Annotated in this window: 20 protein-coding genes, 1 tRNA gene and 1 pseudogene; 4 read left to right on the plus strand and 18 right to left on the minus strand. The window is 63.2% G+C overall.

What is annotated here, in order from left to right:
- The 18 genes and pseudogenes from ACLHHB_RS02810 to ACLHHB_RS02895 form a co-directional block, all read right to left on the minus strand.
- Positions 1-77: pseudogene (locus ACLHHB_RS02810) on the minus strand (NADH-quinone oxidoreductase subunit K); the annotation flags it as partial.
- 58 nt (positions 78-135) lie between these two features.
- On the minus strand, positions 136-738 hold the full coding sequence (locus ACLHHB_RS02815) for an NADH-quinone oxidoreductase subunit J (RefSeq protein ID WP_410216765.1): 603 nt from the start codon (positions 736-738) through the stop codon (positions 136-138).
- Entirely contained in the window at positions 735-1,148 is a 414-nt protein-coding gene (locus ACLHHB_RS02820) for a carboxymuconolactone decarboxylase family protein (RefSeq protein WP_410216766.1), read from the minus strand. Before ACLHHB_RS02820 ends, ACLHHB_RS02815 begins: the two co-directional genes overlap by 4 nt.
- Entirely contained in the window at positions 1,145-1,636 is a 492-nt protein-coding gene (gene nuoI / locus ACLHHB_RS02825) for an NADH-quinone oxidoreductase subunit NuoI (protein WP_410216767.1), read from the minus strand. The genes ACLHHB_RS02820 and nuoI overlap by 4 nt, the downstream gene beginning before the upstream one ends.
- Before the next feature lie 5 nt (positions 1,637-1,641).
- A complete protein-coding gene (locus ACLHHB_RS02830) occupies positions 1,642-1,821 on the minus strand; it encodes a hypothetical protein (RefSeq protein WP_410216768.1) in 180 nt (59 codons plus the stop codon).
- 5 nt (positions 1,822-1,826) lie between these two features.
- Complete coding sequence (nuoH, locus tag ACLHHB_RS02835) at positions 1,827-2,858, minus strand: NADH-quinone oxidoreductase subunit NuoH (RefSeq protein WP_410216769.1); 1,032 nt, start codon at positions 2,856-2,858, stop codon at positions 1,827-1,829.
- 18 nt (positions 2,859-2,876) lie between these two features.
- The gene (locus ACLHHB_RS02840) at positions 2,877-3,635 is read right to left on the minus strand and encodes a hypothetical protein (protein WP_410216770.1); all 759 of its coding nucleotides are present in this window, start codon (positions 3,633-3,635) and stop codon (positions 2,877-2,879) included.
- A gap of 11 nt (positions 3,636-3,646) precedes the next feature.
- A complete protein-coding gene (gene nuoG / locus ACLHHB_RS02845; protein WP_410216771.1) occupies positions 3,647-5,659 on the minus strand; it encodes an NADH-quinone oxidoreductase subunit NuoG in 2,013 nt (670 codons plus the stop codon).
- A 10-nt stretch (positions 5,660-5,669) separates the two neighbouring features.
- On the minus strand, positions 5,670-6,071 hold the full coding sequence (locus tag ACLHHB_RS02850) for a DUF5333 domain-containing protein (RefSeq protein ID WP_410216772.1): 402 nt from the start codon (positions 6,069-6,071) through the stop codon (positions 5,670-5,672).
- A 107-nt stretch (positions 6,072-6,178) separates the two neighbouring features.
- On the minus strand, positions 6,179-7,474 hold the full coding sequence (gene nuoF, locus ACLHHB_RS02855) for an NADH-quinone oxidoreductase subunit NuoF (RefSeq protein ID WP_410216773.1): 1,296 nt from the start codon (positions 7,472-7,474) through the stop codon (positions 6,179-6,181).
- A gap of 24 nt (positions 7,475-7,498) precedes the next feature.
- Positions 7,499-7,708 carry a DUF5337 domain-containing protein gene (locus ACLHHB_RS02860; RefSeq protein ID WP_410216774.1) on the minus strand — a complete coding sequence of 70 codons (210 nt, stop codon included), beginning with the start codon at positions 7,706-7,708 and terminating at the stop codon, positions 7,499-7,501.
- Positions 7,708-8,163, minus strand: coding sequence for a hypothetical protein (locus ACLHHB_RS02865; RefSeq protein ID WP_410216775.1), 456 nt, complete (start codon positions 8,161-8,163; stop codon positions 7,708-7,710). Before ACLHHB_RS02865 ends, ACLHHB_RS02860 begins: the two co-directional genes overlap by 1 nt.
- A 46-nt stretch (positions 8,164-8,209) precedes the next feature.
- On the minus strand, positions 8,210-9,112 hold the full coding sequence (nuoE, locus tag ACLHHB_RS02870; RefSeq protein ID WP_410216776.1) for an NADH-quinone oxidoreductase subunit NuoE: 903 nt from the start codon (positions 9,110-9,112) through the stop codon (positions 8,210-8,212).
- Positions 9,112-10,350 (minus strand): NADH-quinone oxidoreductase subunit D, encoded by a 1,239-nt coding sequence (locus tag ACLHHB_RS02875; RefSeq protein ID WP_410216777.1) that lies wholly within the window; start codon positions 10,348-10,350, stop codon positions 9,112-9,114. The genes nuoE and ACLHHB_RS02875 overlap by 1 nt, the downstream gene beginning before the upstream one ends.
- Before the next feature lie 4 nt (positions 10,351-10,354).
- Entirely contained in the window at positions 10,355-10,972 is a 618-nt protein-coding gene (locus ACLHHB_RS02880) for an NADH-quinone oxidoreductase subunit C (protein WP_410216778.1), read from the minus strand.
- 2 nt (positions 10,973-10,974) lie between these two features.
- Positions 10,975-11,508: a NuoB/complex I 20 kDa subunit family protein gene (locus ACLHHB_RS02885; protein WP_410216779.1), complete on the minus strand. Its 534-nt coding sequence runs from the start codon at positions 11,506-11,508 to the stop codon at positions 10,975-10,977.
- On the minus strand, positions 11,499-11,864 hold the full coding sequence (locus tag ACLHHB_RS02890) for an NADH-quinone oxidoreductase subunit A (RefSeq protein WP_410216780.1): 366 nt from the start codon (positions 11,862-11,864) through the stop codon (positions 11,499-11,501). Before ACLHHB_RS02890 ends, ACLHHB_RS02885 begins: the two co-directional genes overlap by 10 nt.
- A 233-nt stretch (positions 11,865-12,097) precedes the next feature.
- Positions 12,098-15,532 (minus strand): pyruvate carboxylase, encoded by a 3,435-nt coding sequence (locus ACLHHB_RS02895; RefSeq protein WP_410216781.1) that lies wholly within the window; start codon positions 15,530-15,532, stop codon positions 12,098-12,100.
- Positions 15,533-15,730: 198 nt separating this feature from the next.
- Here ACLHHB_RS02895 and uvrA point away from each other — a divergent pair, with 198 nt between their 5' ends.
- The 4 genes from uvrA (at position 15,731) to panB (ending at position 21,004) form a co-directional block, all read left to right on the plus strand.
- Positions 15,731-18,592, plus strand: coding sequence for an excinuclease ABC subunit UvrA (uvrA, locus tag ACLHHB_RS02900; protein ID WP_410216782.1), 2,862 nt, complete (start codon positions 15,731-15,733; stop codon positions 18,590-18,592).
- Positions 18,593-18,728: 136 nt separating this feature from the next.
- A tRNA-Gly gene (locus tag ACLHHB_RS02905) sits at positions 18,729-18,803 on the plus strand.
- Positions 18,804-19,340: 537 nt separating this feature from the next.
- On the plus strand, positions 19,341-20,186 hold the full coding sequence (gene panC / locus ACLHHB_RS02910) for a pantoate--beta-alanine ligase (RefSeq protein ID WP_410216783.1): 846 nt from the start codon (positions 19,341-19,343) through the stop codon (positions 20,184-20,186).
- 8 nt (positions 20,187-20,194) lie between these two features.
- Positions 20,195-21,004 (plus strand): 3-methyl-2-oxobutanoate hydroxymethyltransferase, encoded by an 810-nt coding sequence (gene panB, locus ACLHHB_RS02915; protein ID WP_410216784.1) that lies wholly within the window; start codon positions 20,195-20,197, stop codon positions 21,002-21,004.
- Positions 21,005-21,012 lie beyond the last annotated feature (8 nt).

A 21,012-nucleotide genomic window follows, 5' to 3' on the forward strand; every position in this document is an offset into this window, starting at 1 on the left:
CGGTTCACGAAGATGCCGAAGATCCCGGCGACGAACAGGATCGCCCCCACGACAAGGTAATGTGTCAAACCGATCATCTTTTCAGTCCCTCCGGGTCTGTCACCCGTTGAAATTCCGTTGGGCGGTGGCGGGGTCTTAGAGCCCCTGCCCCGGCTTCACGTCGCGCAGTTGCATGGCCTTTGCCGGATCGCGGTGCATCTGTGCAATGACGTCCTGACGTTTGACATTCGTGCGGTGGCGCATGGTCAGCGTGATGGCCCCGATCATGGCGACCAAGAGGATCAGCCCCGAGATCTGGAATGGCAGCATGTAGCGGTCGTAAAGAACCGATCCGATGGCATTGGTGTTCTGGATCTCGGGTCCGACCGGAACGGCGCGCAGTGTCGCCGACTGATCCGCGCTTTCCCAAGCGCCGAAGGCGATGGCCAGTTGTGCCAGCAGGATCACCGCGATCAGGCCCGCCAGCGGCAGATAGCTGGCCAGCTCGCCCTTCAACTGGTCGAATTCGACATCCAGCATCATCACCACAAAAAGGAACAGCACCGCCACGGCGCCCACATAGACGATGACCAGCAACATGGCCACGAATTCGGCGCCCAGCAGGACAAAGAGTCCGGCGGCGGACAAGAAGGACAGGATGAGCCACAGCACCGAATGAACCGGGTTGCGCGACAGGACCACCATGAAGCCCGCCACGCAGACCGTGACGGCGAACAGGTAAAAGGCAAAGGTCATCATGACTGGCTGCTCCCCTCGGATTCGGTAAAGACGCCTTGGGCGATCTCCAGCGCCTTCTGCATCGCCGGAAGGCCGCCGAACATCCCCATCTGATAGATGACCTCGGCAATTTCTCGCGGTGTTGCCCCGGCCTCGATGGCATGGCGGATCGTCAGGCGCAGCTGCGGCTCGGCCAAGGCGCCCTGCACGGTCATTGCGGCAATCGTCACCAGAAGCCGCGTCTTGGCGTCGAGGCCATCACGGTTGAAGGTCTTTCCAAACCACATTTCCAGCACGTCGGCCGGCATGGTCGGAAACATCTTCTCGAACGCCTTGACGTCGAAATGCTCCAGCGCGGGATTGAAGGCCCGGGCCATTTCCTGGCCCTGGGCCATCATCTGCTGGAACATCTTCTGGAACGCATCGGTCATCGGTAGGGTGCATCCATCGAAAGGTTGCGGGAAATCTCGGCCTCCCAGCGCGCGCCGTTGTCCAGCAGGCGCTGCTTGTCGTAGAACAGCTCTTCCCGTGTTTCGGTCGAGAACTCGAAGTTCGGTCCCTCGACGATGGCATCGACCGGGCACGCTTCCTGGCAGAACCCGCAATAGATGCATTTGGTCATGTCGATATCGTAACGCGTCGTGCGGCGCGAGCCGTCGTCCCGCGGTTCGGATTCGATGGTGATGGCCTGTGCAGGACAGATCGCTTCGCACAGCTTGCAGGCGATGCAGCGTTCTTCACCGTTGGGATAACGGCGCAACGCATGCTCACCGCGGAACCGCGGGCTCAGCGGACCTTTTTCATGTGGATAATTGAGGGTGGACTTGGGCGCGAAGAAGTAACGCAGCCCCAAGCCGAACCCCTTGATGAAGTCCACCATCAGAAAGTATTTGGTGGCACGGGCAATGTCGAAAGCCATCGGGACTATTCCCCTTGCTTGGACGCGACGAAGCGGTCGAAAGCCGCCACGTATTCGCGGACCCTGGCGTCATTATCCAGCTGTTCGGTGGTGTCGAAGCTGCTGGTCAGAAAGCGGGCAAGCTCGGCCTTCTCGGTTTCGGTTGCCCCATCCAGCGCTTCGGCGATCTTGTTTGCGTATGCCATCTTGATCACACTCCGGCCCAACGGGTCCAGAACCCGCCGAACACTTCAAATTTTGCAAGGAATGCCACGATGACCACCCAGCCAAGTGACAGCGGGAGGAAAACCTTCCAGCCCACGCGCATCAGTTGGTCATAGCGGTACCGCGGTACAATGGCCTTCACCATCGCAAACATGAAGAACCAGAAGACCATCTTGAGGAACATCCAGATCGCCCCGTCCGGCAGTCCCGGAATGGGCGACAGCCAGCCGCCGAAGAACAGCACGCTGATCAGCGCGCACATCAGCCACATGGCGATGTATTCGCCTGCCATGAACAGAAGATAGGGCGTGGAGGAATATTCGACCATGAAGCCCGCAACCAGTTCGGATTCGGCTTCCGGCAAGTCGAAGGGCGGACGGTTGGTTTCGGCCAGTGCCGAGACGAAGAACAGGACCACCATCGGCAGGTGCGGCAACCAGTACCAAGAGAGCAGGCCTGCGCCCCGCTGTGCCTCGACGATTGCTGTCAGGTTCATGGAGCCGGTCGAGATGATCACGCCGATGATGATCAGGCCCAGGCTGACCTCATAGCTGATCATCTGCGCGGCCGACCGCAGCGAGCCAAGGAACGGGAACTTGGAGTTCGACGCCCAGCCTCCCATGATCACGCCATACACTTCCAGCGACGACACCGCGAAAATGAACAGGATGCCCACGTTGATGTCCGCCATGACCCAGCCCGGCGCGAAGGGAATCGCGACAAAGGCCAGCAGTGCCAGCATCATCGACAGGAAAGGCGCCAGGAAGAACACGAAACGGTCTGCCCCGGCAGGCACCACGACCTCCTTGACGACGAACTTCAGCGCGTCGGCAAAGGTCTGAAGCACCCCCCAGGGGCCGACCACGTTCGGGCCGCGCCGCATCTGCACCGCTGCCCAGATCTTGCGGTCGCCATAGACCATGTAGACCAGCGACAGCATCACGAAGACGATCAGCGCCAAACCCTGCGCCAGCAGGATGACGGTGATTCCCCAGGAAGATGCCCAAAAATCAGCCATGATGCCTGTTCCTCTTCCTCAGGCCGCGGGAATGCCGCGGGCCCTGCATTCGCGCAGGGTGTCTTCCGTTTCCATGACCCGCAGGCCCATCGGCTTGGTTTCGGACAGGATAAAGGCCGAACCGATCAGCTGCTTGCCGTTGCGCTTGTCCTGCAGGGTACGGATGTGACGCCCGTAGGCGGCGCCATTCTCCTTGGCCCAACCGGCCAGTGCGCAGGTGGCATACGAAAACGCGATATCGGCGTCCACCCCTTCCCGAAGATTGGCCGTCACTTCCACCAGATCGGCCTTGCCGCCCCGACTCAGTGTCTGGACCTTGGTGGCGATGAATACCTCCGGGTCGATCTCGGTCCCTTCGCGCAGGGCCGGCAGTGCAGGCTGGGTGCGGGCCGCGAAGGCCTCCAGCGCCTTCTGCTGCGCCGTCTTTTCCCGGGGAAGGTTGCGGGCGACCACACCAGACAGGTTCAGGTCCAGATTCGCATTCAGCGCCGCCAGATCGGCTTCGCTGACGGCAAAGGCATCCCGCCCGCCCTCGCTGTCCAGATCCATCGTCGTGACGCTGCCATCGGCTTCCAGAATCAGGATCTCTCCGGACTTGGTCGAGATTCGCGCATGGTTCAGGCCCGTGCTGCTGTTCAGCGCGCGGGGTGCGGCCAGATTGGCGGTCCGCTCGGCACCGGGGCGGCCGTCTTCGGTTGCCGTTGTGCCGACGAAACAGCCGGACAACGAAAGAACGGCCCCCAGAAGGGCCGTGCTGGAAAGGCTTTTGTGTGACATCGACATCGATCCTACTCCGCTGCCAGGGCCGGCGCGTTGCGCGCCGCCGCCATGCGAGACAATTCGCCCATCAATGGAGAGGACCGCGCGATCGGGTTTGTCAAATAGAAGTCACGGACAGGGTTGACAAAATCGGCCCGTCCCATGTCACGGAACGGCAACGGCTGCCATTCGCTTTCGACCACCTGGTCGACCTGCGCCAGATGCGGCACCGCGGCAACCAGCCTGCGTCGCAGTTGCGCCAGGCTGTCCCAAGGCAGGGTTTGTCCCAGTTCGGCGGACAGGGCGCGCAGGATCGCCCAGTTCTCCTTGGCCTCTCCCGGTGCGAAATTGGCACGCATGGCCAGTTGCGGACGCCCTTCGGTGTTCACGAACAGGCCCATTTCCTCGGTATAGCAGGCGGCGGGCAGGATGATGTCCGCACGATGGGCACCCCGGTCCCCATGGCTGCCCTGATAGATCACAGTCGCACCCGGCGCGATCTCCACCTCGTCGGCGCCCAGGTTATAGATGACCTGCGCGCCGTCGATCGCGGCCGCCAGTCCACCCTGCGTCACGGCGCCCACATCCATCGCACCCACGCGGGACGCGGCGGTGTGAAGCACCAGGAGACGCGCGCCCGTCGCCTCGGCCAGGGCTTGGGCATGGGCCAGCACGGCCTCACCGTCGGCTTCGCGCAATGCACCCTGCCCCACGATCACGAACCCCGGTTCCTCGGCGGTCTTTGCGTTCTTCAGCAGCGTGGCCAGCGCAGCACGGTCCGTACCGGCATGATCGTAGTCATAGGTCAGATCGACCGCCTGTCCGACCAGCGTGATCTGCACGCCACGGGCCCAAGCCCTGCGGACGCGCGCGTTCAGAACAGGCGCCTCGTCGCGAAGATTGGTGCCGATCATGACAACCGAACCCGCCGCGTCGATGTCCCTGATCATCCCATTGCCGACATAGCCGGAACGGTTGGCTGCCGGCAGCTTGGCGCCATCGGTCCGGCACTCGACCGAACCGCCGAGCGCTTCGACCAGCAGCCTGAGACTGAAGGCAGATTCGACCGAGGCCAGATCACCGACCAGACCCGCAACCTTGCGACCCTGCATCGCACGGGCCGCGGCCGAAAGGGCTTCGGGCCAGGTCGCTGGACGCAGCTTGCCGTTTTCGCGGATATAAGGCTTGTCCAGGCGCTGCCGGCGCAGACCGTCCCAGACATAGCGCGTCTTGTCGCTGATCCACTCCTCGTTCACCTCGTCGTGGTTGCGCGGCAGAATGCGCATGACTTCACGTCCCCGCGTGTCGATGCGGATCGCGCTGCCGAGTGCATCCATGACGTCCACCGACTCGGTCTTGGACAGCTCCCATGGACGCGCGGTGAAGGCATAAGGCTTGCTGACCAGCGCGCCCACGGGGCACAGGTCGACAATATTGCCTTGGAGGTTCGAGGCCAGCGTCTCGTTCAGATAACTGGTGATCTCGCTGTCCTCGCCGCGGCCGGTTTGTCCCATCTGGCTGATGCCCGCAACTTCGCTGGTAAAGCGCACGCAGCGGGTGCAGCTGATGCAGCGGGTCATGTGCGTTTCGACCAAGGGACCCAGGTTCAGCTCCTCTGCGGCACGCTTGGGCTCGCGATAGCGGCTGAAATCGACGCCATAAGCCATTGCCTGGTCCTGCAGGTCGCATTCGCCACCCTGGTCGCAGATGGGGCAGTCTAGCGGATGGTTGATCAGCAGGAATTCCATCACGCCTTCGCGGGCCTTCTTGACCATCGGGCTGTTGGTCCGGATCTCGGAGGGCGCGCCTTCCGGTCCAGGACGCAGATCCTTGACCTGCATCGCGCACGAGGCCGAGGGCTTGGGTGGCCCACCCACGACTTCCACCAGGCACATGCGGCAGTTGCCTGCAATCGACAACCGCTCGTGATAGCAGAAGCGCGGGATCTCGATCCCGGCCTGCTCGCATGCCTGGATCAGGGTCAGGTTGGGATCCACCTGGATCTCGGTGCCGTCGATCTTGATTGTCCGCAAATCGGCCATGATTTCATCCTTACCTGGCACTCAGCAACGATCCTGCGACCGTCTGCCGTGCGATTTCGTCCCGCCCAAGGCGGCAAAATGTATCGGGCTGTCCGTTCACGACACCCTTTTCGACCATATAACGATCGGCCAGCGCATAGATGCGCTTGCGTTCCTCGCGGCTGTCGAGAAAGGCATCGATCTGGGCCTCGCTGTAGCCCTTGTCGCGCGCGTAACGCTTGAGCGCCCGCGCCTCGGAAAAGGCCTTGACCATCCGCGCGCTGATCGACGGGCACCCCCGGCGCAGCAGATCCGCGACACGCGCCTGGACCAGACGGTCGTTGATATAGGTTTCCTGCGCCAGCGGCTCCAGTGCAGCAGCGGGACCGGACAACAGAACAACAGTCAGAAAGGCGATCAAGGGACGTTTCACGGCAAATTCCTTCCGGTGATGATGTGGTTTCACATAATCACCGGTTGCAGTCTTTGCCCGACACGAGGGCGTGCGCACCCCGTGATCCTTATGATCGACCTGACAGATCATTCTGCCGCCAATGCGCCCATGCGCCCGGTGCGCTTGGCCTTGATCCGGTCTTCGATCTCGTCGCGGAAGTTGCGGATCAGGCCCTGGATCGGCCAGGCGGCGGCATCGCCCAACGCGCAGATCGTGTGGCCTTCGACCTGCTTCGTGACGTCCAGCAGCATGTCGATTTCCTCGACCTCGGCCTCGCCGGACACCAGCCGCTCCATCACGCGCATCATCCAGCCGGTGCCCTCGCGGCAGGGCGTGCACTGCCCGCAGCTTTCATGCTTGAAGAACTTGGACAACCGCCAGATCGCCTTGATGACGTCGGTGGACTGATCCATCACGATCATGCAGGCCGTTCCAAAGGACGAACGCAGTTCACGCATGCCGTCATAGTCCATGATGGCATTTTCGCATTGCTCCGCTGTCAGGACGGGACAGGACGCGCCGCCCGGGATCACCGCCTTGAGGTTCTTCCAACCGCCGCGCACGCCGCCGCCGTGCTTTTCGATCAACTCCTTCATGCTGATCGACATGGCCTCCTCGACCACGCAGGGGGCGTTCAGATGGCCGGTCAGGCCAAACAGCTTGACACCCGCATTGTTCGGGCGGCCAAATCCCGCAAACCATTCCGGCCCGCGGCGCAGGATCGTGGGGACAACGGCAATCGATTCGACGTTGTTCACCGTTGTCGGGCAACCATAAAGGCCTGCCCCTGCCGGAAAGGGCGGCTTCATCCGGGGCATGCCCTTCTTGCCTTCCAGGCTTTCCAGCAGCGCCGTTTCCTCGCCGCAGATATAGGCGCCACCGCCGTGGTGCAGGAAGATGTCGAAATCCCAGCCTGAACCGGCGGCGTTCCGGCCCAGGAGACCCGCGTCATAGCATTCGTCGATGGCCGCCTGCAGGGCCTCCTTCTCGCGGATATATTCGCCGCGAAGATAGATATAGCAGGTATGCGCGCTCATCGCGAAGCTGGCGATCAACGCACCTTCGATCAGGGTGTGCGGGTCGTGCCGCATGATCTCGCGGTCCTTGCAGGTCGCAGGCTCGGACTCGTCGGCATTGATCACCAGATAGCTGGGCCGCCCGTCCGATTCCTTGGGCATGAAGGACCATTTCAGGCCCGTCGGAAAGCCTGCGCCCCCGCGCCCGCGCAGACCCGAGGCCTTGACCTGCTCGATGATCTTGTCACGGCCGCGGCCCAGGATCTCGCCTGTGCCGTCCCAATGGCCACGCTTCTTCGCGCCCGCCAGGCTGCGGTCGCCCATCCCGTAGAGGTTGGTAAAAATGCGATCCTGATCTTTCAGCATCCGTAAGGTCCTCTCATCCGGGCGTCACGCATTCCTGCGCCGCCAGATACGCCAGGTCACGATCAGCGACCAGATAAAAGCGCCGATCGCGGCCAGATCGGCCAGATAAGCCCATCGTGCCGCCCAGCCATAATTTCCGCCGACCGCCTGAACGGCCAGCCACACCAGCATGGTCACGGCGATCACGATCGCCACCAGCCGCATCTGCTTCGCATCCTGCTGCGGATCAGCCATCAAGCGCCCGCCCGCCGTGCCGCGACAAGCGCCTTTGCCTGCCCCACCCAGTCATCGCCCCTGATCCGCGAACCCGCGCCCCCGATCCTGGCCGCCACCTCGTCGATCCAACCCTCGTTCCTTGCGACAATCTGCGTCAGGCGCGTCACGTTCACCAGCGCCGCTTCGACTTTTAGAAGGAACCCCTTGATCAGGCGCAGATCCTCCCGCTCGGGCGAGGTACTTGACGGTACGATATCTTCTGGACCGGATGCCGCGACCGGAGCCGCTTGGGACGTCTCAAGGTCCAAGCGCGATGTGTCCGTGGCAATGTTGCCCACCATGATCCAATTCACCAGTCTGCCCAAAAGGGAACCGGCAACCGTCGCCAGAACCAGCGCTGCAAGCCCGCCCATCGCCCCTGCCAGCCCAAGGGCGAGCAGGATCGGAACGGCCGTGACAAGGCCGGTCCTCATGCTGGCACTTTCCCTTGTGGCAGGCATCCCTTACTCCGTCCTTCGTTTACTTCGCCTTGCCGTCATCCGTTTCCTCGGCACGGATACCAGCAGGATTTCGTGCCGAAACGGGTCGTGCGGCCGAACTGGCATGCGCCTCCTGTTCGGTCACGCCGGTCTTGTCCACCGATGTTCCCTCGGACGGGCGCGGCTCGTTTTCAGGCGCGGTATCACGACCGCTCCGGTCATCTTCGGCCGCCTCGGGGCGGCGACGCCACTTGGTCAGGATCGGCGCTTCGGTCCCGTCGATGCGCTTCAACGTTTCACCCAGTTGAGTGGCGAGGGTCACGCTGGCGTTCATCGCGCTGCCACCCTGCGCCTCTGCGAGGCTGGTCAGACCCGTCGCCGGCTCGGAGGCAAAACGTCCGCTTTGCGATCCGGGCTGGGGCACCTCGCCCGCCGACATGCGGTCGATCAGCGCTTCAAGGTTTTCCGGCGTCAGATCCTCGTAATAATCCTTGCCGATCTGGGCCATCGGGGCATTCGCACAAGCGCCCAGACACTCCACCTCTTCCCAGCTGAATTTGCCGTCTGCGGACAACGTATGGGGTGTCGGTGCAATCTTGCGTCTGCAAACATCGATCAGCGCCTCGGCTCCGCAGATCATGCAGGTCGTGGTGCCGCAGATCTGGATGTTGGCCACGGTCCCGACCGGTTGCAGCTGGAACATGAAGTAGAATGTCGCCACTTCAAGCGCACGGATATACGCCATGCCCAGCATTTCGGCGCAATATTCGATTGCCGGCCGCGACAGCCAGCCTTCCTGCTCCTGCGCGCGCCACAGGATCGGGATGATCGCGGACTGTTGGCGCCCTTCGGGATACTTGGTGATCTGCGCCCGCGCCCATTCCAGGTTCGCGGGAGTGAATTCGAACATGTCCGGCTGGACGGGGTGCAGGCGGCGCAGCATCAGCGGTCAACCTCTCCGAAGACGATATCCTGGGTGGCAATAAGCGCCGGCACATCCGCCAGCAGATGACCCCTGGCCATCCAGTCCATGGCCTGCAGGTGCAGATAACCAGGTGCCCGGAGCTTGGCTCGGTAGGGCTTGTTGGTGCCGTCGCTGACCAGATAAACGCCGAATTCGCCCTTTGGCGCCTCCACGGCGGCATAGATCTCGCCTGCAGGCACGTGAAAGCCCTCGGTGTAGAGCTTGAAGTGGTGAATCAGGCTTTCCATGTTGCGCTTCATGTCGCCGCGCTTGGGCGGCGTGATCTTGCCCCGTGCCAGCACCTCGCCCGGTCCTTCGGCCCGCAGTTTCTGGACAGCCTGACGCATGATGGTTGTGGATTCGCGCATTTCCTGCATCCGGATCAGGAACCGGTCGTAACAGTCCCCGTTGGTGCCGACCGGAATTTTAAAGTCAAACTCGTCATAGCATTCGTAGGGCTGCGAGCGCCGCAGATCCCATGCCATCCCCGAGCCGCGCACCATGACGCCCGAAAACCCCCACTCCAAGGCCTGCTGCTCGGTGACGACGCCAATGCCGACCAGGCGCTGCTTGAAGATGCGGTTTTCGGTCAGCAGCGTGTCGAGGTCGTCCAGCACCTTGGGGAACCGGTCGCACCACGCTTCAATATCGTCCAGCAGGTCAGGCGGCAGATCCTGATGAACCCCACCCGGCCGGAAATACGCCGCGTGCAGGCGGGCCCCCGAAGCGCGTTCATAGAAGATCATCAGGTCTTCGCGTGCCTCGAACCCCCACAAGGGCGGCGTCAGGGCACCCACGTCCAAGGCACCAGTGGTCAGGCCCAGCAGGTGATTCAGGATGCGGCCGATTTCGCAATACAGCACCCGGATCAGGCTGGCGCGGCGCGGCACTGCCGTTCCGGTCAGACGCTCGATCGCCAGACACCAGGCATGTTCCTGGTTCATGGGCGAAACATAGTCGAGCCGGTCGAAATAGGGCAGGTTCTGCAGATAGGTCCGGCTTTCCATCAGCTTCTCGGTGCCGCGATGCAGCAGGCCGATATGCGGGTCCGCACGCTCCACGATCTCGCCGTCCAGTTCCAGCACCAAGCGCAGCACGCCGTGCGCAGCCGGATGCTGGGGACCGAAGTTGATGTTGAACTTGCGGATGCTTTGTTCTTTGGTTTCTACGTCCGGGCTGCCTTCGTCATAGGCATTGTTGCGGATGTCGCCGTCCATGGCCTTACCCCTTGGTCTTTTCGTCGCCTGGAAGGGCGTATTGCACCCCTTCCCAAGGCGAGAGGAAATCGAACTGGCGGTATTCCTGCACCAGCGATACGGGTTCGTAGATCACGCGCTTCTCGGCCTCGTCATAGCGCACCTCGACATAGCCGGTCGTCGGAAAGTCCTTGCGCAGCGGATGGCCCGAGAAGCCATAGTCGGTCAGCAGGCGCCGCATGTCAGGATGCCCTGTGAACAGGATGCCGAACATGTCGAAGATCTCGCGCTCGAACCAGTTCGCACAGGGATGGATACGCGTCAGGGTGGGCAGCATTTCATCCTCGCGGATGGCGACCTTCACGCGGATGCGGTGGTTCTGGTACATCGACAGGAAATGCCAGACGACATCGAAACGCTGCTGACGCGACGGATAATCGACCGCCGTGATGTCGACCAGGGTCGAGAACCGGCACGAGCTGTCGCTGCGCAGGAACTCGATCAGGTCCAGGATGCCGGCTGCGGTCGCGGTGACCGTCAGGTCGCCATTTTCGACCGCGGCATCGACCACCTCGTTCGGGCGGCGCAGCTTGATATGCTCGGCCAGCTGGTCCAGCGCCTCGAGATCGGGATAAAGCGCCATGGTCACCTCACCAGCGTGCCGGTGCGCCGGATCCGGCGCTGAAGTTGCAGGATGCCGTACAGCAGAGCCTCCGCCGTGGGCGGGCAGCCGGGCACATAGATGTCGACCGGCACGATCCGGTCAGCACCGCGCACCACGGAATAGCTGTAATGATAATAACCCCCGCCATTCGCGCAGCTGCCCATGCTGATGACATAGCGCGGCTCGGGCATCTGGTCGTAAACCTTGCGCAGTGCCGGAGCCATCTTGTTGGTCAGTGTCCCTGCGATGATCATCAGGTCCGACTGGCGCGGAGACGCGCGCGGCGCCGTCCCGAAACGCTCGAGGTCATAGCGCGGCATCGAGGTGTGCATCATCTCGACGGCGCAGCAGGCCAAGCCGAAGGTCATCCAGTGCAGCGAGCCGTTGCGCGCCCAGTTGATGATGTCTTCGGTGGTGGTCAGCAGGAAGCCCTTGTCCTGCAGTTCACGGTTCAACGCAGTCGTCGCGACCTCGCGGTCGGGACCGGCGGTATTCGCTCCGGTCATCACGCCCATTCCAGCGCCCCCTTCTTCCATTCATAGGCAAAGCCCACGGTCAGCACACCCAGGAACACCATCATCGACCAGAAGGCCACGTCACTGATCGAGGCAAAGCTGACCGCCCACGGAAACAGGAAGGCAACTTCCAGGTCGAAGATGATGAACAGGATGGAGACAAGATAAAACCGCACGTCGAACTTCATGCGCGCGTCGTCAAAGGCATTGAAGCCCGACTCGTAGGCGCTGACCTTTTCGGGGTCGGGATTGCGTACGGCAATGATGATGGCGGCAAGCAGCAAGATCAGTGCAAGCGCCGACGCCATCCCCAGAAAAACGAGGACGGGCAGATAATCCTGCAGAAGGTTTTCCACGGGCGTTGATCCCCTTGTCGGTCGCGGGGATCATGGCTCACCCCGCGACGGGTTGGCTGAGCGTGATGTAGACCTCGCAAGGGTCAGGGTCAACGGTTGGGGGCGGGCAATTACGCGGCAAATTGTTGCATTCATGCAGCATGGGGGCGGCCGATGCGCAACACCGGCCGCCTTCCGCGTTTCCTGGACCCTCAGGCAGCCGCCCGGACGGCGGGCGCCTGTAGGGTCAGGGCTTACTCGATCTCGACCAGCAGGTCCTTGGCATCGATCTGCTGCCCGGGCGAGACATGGAGCGCCTTGATGGTGCCGTCGCGGTCCGCATGCAGCCCCGTCTCCATCTTCATCGCCTCGATGGTCAGGATCAGGTCGCCCTGGCTGACCTTGGCCCCTGCCGCGATCCCGACCGAGGCCACAACGCCGGGCATCGGCGCGCCGACATGCCCCGGATTGGCGGGATCGGCCTTGGGCCGCGCCACCGAGGCCCCGGTTGCCTTGCGGTTTGGAACGCGCACCTGCCGCGGTTGGCCGTTCAGCTCGAAGAAGACCTTCATCTCGCCCTTCTCGTCGGTGTCGCCAAGGGTCAGCAGGCGGATCTCCAGCGTCTTGCCCGGGTCGATCTCGACGCTGATCTCCTGTCCCGGCTCCATGCCGTAGAAGAAGCTGCGCGTCGGAAGGGTCCGGACGGGACCATAGGATTCGTGACGGGCCATGTAGTCGGTGAAGACCTTGGGATACATCAGATAGCCGTTCAGATCCTCGTCGTCGATCTCGACGCCGCCCAGTTCCTCGGACAGCTTCGCGCGCACGGCCTCTAAGTCGACCGGCTCCAGATGCGCACCGGGACGATCAGTGATGGGCGCTTCCCCTTTCAGGACCTTGTTCTGGATCGCTTCGGGCCAGCCGCCCGGGGGCTGGCCCAGGTTGCCGCGCATCATGTCCACGACGCTGTCGGGGAAGGACATGTCGCGGGCAGGGTCCATCACATCGGCAGGCGTGAGGTTCTGCGACACCATCATCAGCGCCATGTCCCCCACGACCTTGGAGGAGGGCGTGACCTTGACGATGTCGCCGAACATCCGGTTCACGTCGGCATAGGCCTGGGCCACCTCGTGCCAGCGGTCCTCCAGTCCCATGGAGCGGGCCTGCGACTTGAGGTTGGTGAACTGCCCGCCCGGCATCTCGTGCAGATACACCTCGGAAGCCGGCGACTGCAGGCCCGATTCGAAGGCCGCATAGCTTTCACGCACGCGCTCCCAGTAGTTGCTGATCGCCCGCACCGCGCCGATGTCCAGCCCGGTGCTGCGATCGGTTTGGGCCAGGGCCTCGACGATGCTGCCCAAGGTCGGCTGGCTGGTGTTGCCCGACAGCGCGTCCATGGCGCAATCCACCGCATCCACGCCCGCCTCGGCCGCGGCCAGGATGGTGGCGCCGCCCATGCCGCTGGTGTCATGGGTGTGGAAGTGGATCGGCAGGCCCACCTCCTCCTTCAACGCCTTGATCAGGATGCGCGCGGCGGCGGGCTTCAGCAGTCCCGCCATGTCCTTCAGCCCCAGCACATGCGCGCCGGCAGCCTTTAGCTCCTGCGCCGTGTTGACGTAATACTGCAGGTCGTACTTCGACCGCTCGGGGTCCAGCATGTTGCCGGTATAGCAGACGGTGCCTTCGCAGATCTTGCCCGACGCGATCACCGCATCCATGGCGACGCGCATGTTCTCGACCCAGTTGAGGCTGTCAAAGACGCGGAATACATCCACGCCCGACTTTGCCGCCTGCGCGACAAAGGACCGCACCACGTTGTCGGGATAGTTGGTGTAGCCCACGCCGTTCGAGGCGCGCAGCAGCATCTGCGTCATCAGGTTCGGCATGGCCGCGCGGATGTCGCGCAGCCGCTGCCACGGGCATTCCTGAAGAAAGCGGTAGGCCACGTCGAAGGTCGCCCCGCCCCAGCATTCCACGCTGAACAGCTGCGGCAGGTTCGCGGCATAGGAGGGCGCCACGCGGATCATGTCGATCGAGCGCATGCGCGTGGCCAGCAGCGACTGGTGCCCGTCGCGCATGGTCGTGTCGGTGATCAGCAGCTGCTGTTGCGCCGCCATCCAGTCCGCCACGGCCTGCGCGCCTTGGGATTCCAGCAGCTGGCGCGTACCCGGTGCGGGTTCGGCCACCGGCGCGGGGGGCACGGGGGGCCGCGCCTGCGCGGGCGGCAGGGGTCGGCCGGCCGTTTCAGGGTGACCGTTCACGCTGATGTCGGCCAGATAGGTCAGGATGCGCGTCGCCCGGTCCTGCCGCTTGGCAAAGGTGAACAGGTCGTCGGTCGTGTCGATGAACTTGGTCGTGTAGGTGTCGTTCAGAAAGGTCGGGTGCTTCAGCAGGTTGATGACGAAGTCGATGTTCGTGCTGACGCCGCGCACGCGGAACTCGCGCAGGGCGCGGTCCATGCGCTTGATCGCCTGGTCGGGCGTCTGCGCCCAGGCTGTCACCTTGACCAGCAGCGAGTCGTAATACCGCGTGATCACCCCGCCCGAATAGGCGGTGCCGCCGTCCAGGCGGATGCCCATGCCGGTCGCGGAGCGATAGGCGGTGATGCGGCCATAGTCGGGGATGAAGTTGTTCTGCGGATCCTCGGTCGTCACGCGGCACTGCAGCGCATGGCCGGACAGGGTGATGTCCTCCTGCCGGGCATGGCCGGTGGCCTCGGCCAGAGTCGCGCCCTCGGCGATCTTGATCTGGGACTGGACGATGTCGATGCCGGTGACCTCCTCGGTCACGGTGTGCTCCACCTGGACACGCGGGTTCACCTCGATGAAGTAGAACTGCTGGCTGTCCATATCCATCAGGAACTCGACCGTGCCGGCGTTCTGGTAGCCGACCGCTTGGCCGATCTTCAGCGCCAGTGCGCAGACCTCGGCCCGCTGGTCTTCGGTCAGATAGGGCGCGGGCGCACGCTCGACGACCTTCTGGTTGCGGCGCTGGACGGTGCAGTCGCGTTCGTAGAGGTGATAAAGCCCACCATGAGTGTCGCCCAGAAGCTGCACCTCGACATGGCGGGCGCGCAGGATCATCTTTTCCAGATAGCCTTCGCCGTTGCCAAAGGCGGCCTCGGCCTCGCGCCGGCCTTCGCGGACCTTCTCGACCAGCTCCTCGGGGCCATTGATCGGGCGCATGCCGCGCCCGCCGCCGCCCCAGGAGGCCTTCAGCATCAGCGGATAGCCGACTTCGGCCGCCTCGCGTTTGATGGCGTCGAAATCCTCGCCCAGCACTTCGGTCGCGGGAATGACGGGCACCCCCGCCTCGATGGCCACGCGCCGGGCACTGGCCTTGTCGCCGAGCGCGCGCATCGTGTCGGCGCGGGGGCCGATGAAGGTGATGCCTGCAGCCGCGCAGGCGTCGACGAAATCAGGGTTCTCGGACAAGAGGCCATAGCCCGGATGGATCGCGTCCGCACCCGACAGTCTGGCCACACGAATGATTTCGGGGATCGACAGATAGGCCGCCACGGGTCCCAGACCCTCGCCGATCCGATAGGCTTCGTCAGCCTTGAAGCGGTGCAGGCCCAGTTTGTCTTCCTCGGCATAGACGGCCACCGTCTTCTTGCCCAGTTCGTTCGCAGCCCGCATGACCCGAATTGCGATCTCGCCCCGGTTGGCAACCAGAATTTTCTTGAACATGCCGTCCCCTTTGTCCTCGCCAGCCGCATCCTAGCGGTGCTGCGTTGCAGCGCAAGGAGTTGCGGTAATTGAAAGCCCTGCATGCACAAGAGCGACAAAAGACGGACAGGGCCGACATGTTCCCTATCCGTTCGCATTTGGAACTTGCTTTTCGTCCGCGCGTCCCTATCTCATGCGACTGGTCAGAGGGGCACGCCAATGGAACAGAAGTTCATCGAGGTGCGCGGCGCGCGCGAGCACAATCTGAAAGGCGTGGACATGGACATCCCGCGCGACCAGCTGGTGGTGATCACCGGCCTGTCGGGTTCGGGCAAGTCCTCGCTCGCCTTTGACACGATCTATGCTGAAGGTCAGCGACGTTATGTCGAAAGCCTGTCGGCCTATGCGCGCCAGTTCCTGGACATGATGGGCAAGCCCGACGTGGACCATATCTCGGGCCTGTCGCCTGCGATCAGCATCGAGCAGAAGACGACATCCAAGAACCCGCGATCCACGGTCGGCACCGTTACCGAGATCTATGACTACCTGCGCCTGCTGTTCGCGCGCGCTGGCACGCCCTATTCGCCGGCAACCGGCCTTCCGATCGAGGCGCAACAGGTTCAGGACATGGTGGACCGTGTCATGGCCCTGCCCGAAGGCACGCGCGCCTATCTGCTGGCCCCCATCGTGCGCGACCGCAAGGGCGAGTACAAGAAAGAGCTTCTGGAGCTGCGCCGTCAGGGCTTCCAGCGCGTCAAGATCAACGGCACCTTCCATGACCTGGAAGATGCCCCGACCCTGGACAAGAAGTTCCGCCACAACATCGACATCGTCGTGGACCGGATCGTCGTGCGCGAAGGGCTGGAAACGCGTCTGGCCGACTCGCTTCGCACCGCACTGGACCTGGCCGATGGCATTGCCCATCTGGAACTGGCGGCCGAGGGCGAGGCCGAGCCGGAACGCCTGACCTTCAGCGAAAAGTTCGCCTGCCCGGTCAGCGGTTTCACCATTCCGGAAATCGAGCCCCGCTTGTTTTCCTTCAACGCTCCTTTCGGCGCCTGCCCGGTCTGCGACGGTCTTGGGGTCGAGTTGTTCTTCGACGAACGGCTGATCGTTCCCGACGCGGCCCTGTCGGTCGACAAGGGGGCCATCGCCCCATGGGCCAAGTCGAAATCGGCCTACCTGACCCAGACTGTCAATGCGCTGGCCAAGCATTACGACTTTGACAAGAAAACGGCCTGGAAGGACCTGCCCGACAGCGTCCGTGGCATGTTCCTGCGCGGATCGGGCAAGGAGGAGGTCAAGTTCCGCTTTGACGACGCCGGACGCGTGTACGAGGTTTCTCGTGTCTTCGAGGGCGTGATCCCCAACATGGAGCGCCGGCTGCGCGAATCCGACAGCCAGTGGGTCCGCGAGGAATTCGAGCGTTACCAGAACAACCGGCCCTGCGGTGCCTGCCATGGCTACCGCCTCAAGCCCGAGGCCCTGGCCGTCAAGATTGCCGGCAACCATGTGGGACAGGTGGTGCAACTGTCGATCCGCGAGGCGCTGGCCTGGGTCGAGGATGCTCCGAACCATCTGTCCCGGCAAAAGACCGAGATCGCGGCTGCCATCCTGAAGGAAATCCGCGAGCGGCTCGGCTTTCTTGTGAATGTCGGCCTCGACTATCTGACCTTGTCCCGGGCGGCGGGCACCCTCTCGGGCGGCGAAAGCCAGCGCATCCGTTTGGCCAGCCAGATCGGCAGCGGCCTGACCGGGGTGCTGTACGTTCTGGACGAGCCATCGATCGGCCTGCACCAGCGCGACAACGACCGCCTGCTGACCACGCTGATGAACCTGCGCGACCAGGGAAATTCGGTTCTGGTCGTGGAGCATGACGAGGATGCGATTCGTCACGCCGATTATGTCTTTGACATGGGTCCGGGGGCAGGCGTCCATGGCGGGACCGTGGTCAGTCACGGCACGCCCGACCAGATCGCCGCCGATCCCAACAGCCTGACCGGGCGTTACCTTTCCGGCGTCCGGGCCATCGAGATCCCCGAGATCCGCCGCAAGGGCAACGGCAAGAAGATCACAGTCGTCAAGGCAACCGGCAACAACCTCAAAAACGTCACGGCCGATTTCCCTCTGGGCAAGTTCGTCTGCGTCACCGGCGTGTCGGGTGGCGGCAAGTCCACGCTGACGATCGAAACGCTGTTCAAGACCGCCTCGCTGCGCCTGAATGGCGCACGCCAGACCCCTGCCCCCTGTGAAACGATCAGGGGACTGGAGCATCTGGACAAGGTCATCGACATCGACCAGCGCCCCATCGGCCGAACGCCGCGCTCGAACCCGGCCACCTATACCGGGGCATTCACGCCGATCCGGGACTGGTTCGCGAACCTGCCGGAGTCCAAGGCGCGGGGCTACAAGCCCGGTCGCTTCTCCTTCAACGTCAAGGGCGGCCGCTGCGAAGCCTGCCAGGGCGACGGCGTCATCAAGATCGAGATGCATTTCCTGCCCGACGTTTATGTCGAATGCGAGACGTGCAAGGGCAAGCGCTACAACCGCGAAACGCTGGAAGTGCAGTTCAAGGGAAAATCCATCGCCGATGTCCTGGACATGACGGTCGAGGACGCGCAGACCTTCTTCGCGGCCGTGCCCTCCATCCGCGAAAAGATGGACGCCCTGATGCAGGTGGGCCTGGGCTATATCAAGGTGGGCCAGCAGGCCACGACGCTGTCGGGGGGCGAAGCACAGCGGGTGAAGCTGTCCAAGGAACTGTCGCGCCGTTCGACAGGCCGGACGCTGTACATCCTGGACGAACCCACGACCGGCCTGCATTTCGAGGATGTCCGCAAGTTGCTGGAGGTGCTGCATGAACTAGTCGAGCAAGGCAACACTGTCGTGGTCATCGAGCACAACCTGGACGTCATCAAGACCGCGGACTGGATCATCGATATCGGCCCCGAGGGCGGCGATGGCGGCGGGCGCGTGGTTGCCACCGGTACACCGGAAGATGTGGCACAGGTGGCAGCCAGCCATACCGGGCGTTATCTTGGGCCGATGCTGAACCCTGCCCGCAGCCGTGCAGCCGAATGACGGCGACGGGGCAGGAGGAAAATTTCTCCGACAGGTGATTTTTCCTCTTGCGCCGCTCAGCACAGTCTCATAAATCACCGCTCACCGAAGGCGAGACGATCACCGGAAACGGAACGGAACGCCGAAGGGACGGAGTGCGGGCGTAGCTCAGGGGTAGAGCATAACCTTGCCAAGGTTAGGGTCGTGAGTTCGAATCTCATCGCCCGCTCCAAAACAAAAAGGCCGAACCTTCGGGTTCGGCCTTTTTGTTTTGGAGTGCCTTTTGGTTCTTCTGCTCTATCGTGCTTCCGGGATTGTGGCAGCGCGCGCCTATGCCCTCTCGGCAGCTCCAATCGCCAGATGCAGCCCAGATCCGCCCGGCGGAGACAGCTTGACCGGCATGAAACAAGTTCGGACTTTAGGAAGCCTTCCATCTGCAACCACCGGCATTGCAATGCAGATGTCGTTAGGCTGGTTTAGATTTAGGTTTTTTCCCATAAGGATTCGCTAGTTTGGATAGTAAAAGAACGGCGTCATATAGGAAAAAGGCAAGAATGAAGCAGCAGCCATGGCTCTTTGAACGTGGCACGTGACCGAATGCTGCTCGAAGTAACTCCGGTTCCGCTTATTGCTCCGTGAACCTTCCTGCCGCCTTCCGAAAATCTCCTCAACCATCTTCTCCTGGACGTGGATGTCATGCTGCAACGCGGCACTTGCCGAACCTTGCCCCCGACGCTAGGTTGCCGTCCACGCCGTCAGGAGGGCCTTCATGCAGATCTGCCGCAGCACGCAGGACATGCGCGCTTGGCGCGATGGTGCGGCACGTGTCGCGCTGGTGCCCACCATGGGCGCACTGCACCAAGGGCACCTGACACTGGTGGCGCGGGCGCGGGAATGGCTGAACAGCCAGGGCGGCGGACATGTTGCCACCTCGATCTTTGTGAACCCGACGCAGTTCGGCCCCGGCGAGGACTTGGACAAATATCCTCGCGACGAGGCTGGCGATCTGGCGCTTCTGCAGCAAGCCGGCTGTGATGCCGTCTTCCTGCCGACGGTCACCGACATCTATCGCCCCGACGCCCAGACCCATGTCGAGGTGGCGGGCTTGGGCCGCATGCTGATGGGGCGGTTGCGGCCGGGGCATTTCCGGGGCGTGGCGACAGTCGTGACCAAACTGTTCAACATCATCCAACCTCAGGCCGCGGCCTTTGGCGAAAAGGACTATCAGCAACTGACGCTGATCCGCCGGATGGTGACGGACCTGGACATCCCCGTGCAGATCCTGCCCGTGCCCACGGTGCGCGAGGGCGACGGCCTTGCCATGTCGTCTCGCAACCAGCGCCTGACGGCTCAGGATCGCCTTGCCGCACCGGTCCTGAACCACGCGCTGGATCAGGCCCAGGTGATGGTGGCGCACGGGGCCGGCCCGGCCGCCATCCGTCGCCAGATCCTTGCAACATTGCGAACTGAACCCCGCGCCGAGATCCGCTCGATCGACATTCGCGATGCGGACGACCTGTCCCGTGTCCAGACCATCGAACGCCCCGTGGTGATCCTGCTGGCCGTCCGCTTCGGCGATGTGCTGCTGATCGACCAGCGTGTCGCCCACCCCTAGGAGCCTTCATGTCCGCCCAGGTCCCCGTCAAACGCATCACCGTTCCCCAGATCGCGTCCGCCAAGGGCGGCACGCCCATCGTGGCGCTGACGGCCTATACGGCGCCCATGGCCGCCCTGGTCGATCGGCATGCCGAGGTTATCCTCGTGGGCGACAGCCTGGGGATGGTGGTGCATGGTCTGCCTTCCACCGTCGGGGTGACGCTGGACATGATGATCCTGCACGGGCAGGCGGTCATGCGGGGTAGCCAGCGCTCGATGGTCGTCATCGACATGCCCTTTGGCAGCTACGAGGAGTCGCCCCAGCAGGCCTTCAGAAATGCTGCCCGTGTCATGGCCGAAACCGGTTGCGGCGCAGTCAAGCTGGAGGGCGGCACGCGCGTGGCTCCGACGATCCGCTTTCTGGTGGATCGGGGCATTCCCGTGATGGCCCATGTCGGCCTGACGCCCCAGGCCACCAATGTCATGGGTGGCTTCAAGACCCAAGGACGCGACGAGGCCAGTTGGCCTGCCCATGTCGCCGATGCACGGGCCGTGGCCGAGGCGGGTGCCTTTTCGGTCGTGATCGAGGGGGTCATGGAAGCCTTGGCCGACCGCATCACCAACAGCCTCACCGTTCCCACCATCGGCATCGGAGCCTCTGCCCGTTGCGATGGACAGATCCTGGTGCTGGACGACATGCTGGGCCTGTCAGGCCGCGTCCCCCGCTTTGTCAGGACGTTCGGAGATCTTGCCGCGCGCGCCGATCAGGCCGTTGCGGATTATGCGGCCGCCGTGCGCGACCGCAGCTTTCCCGGCGACGGGCAGGTCTATCGCTGAGGCAACCT

The sequence above is a fragment of the Paracoccus sp. (in: a-proteobacteria) genome (assembly GCF_046462195.1).
In the GTDB taxonomy this organism is placed as follows: Bacteria; Pseudomonadota; Alphaproteobacteria; order Rhodobacterales; family Rhodobacteraceae; genus Paracoccus.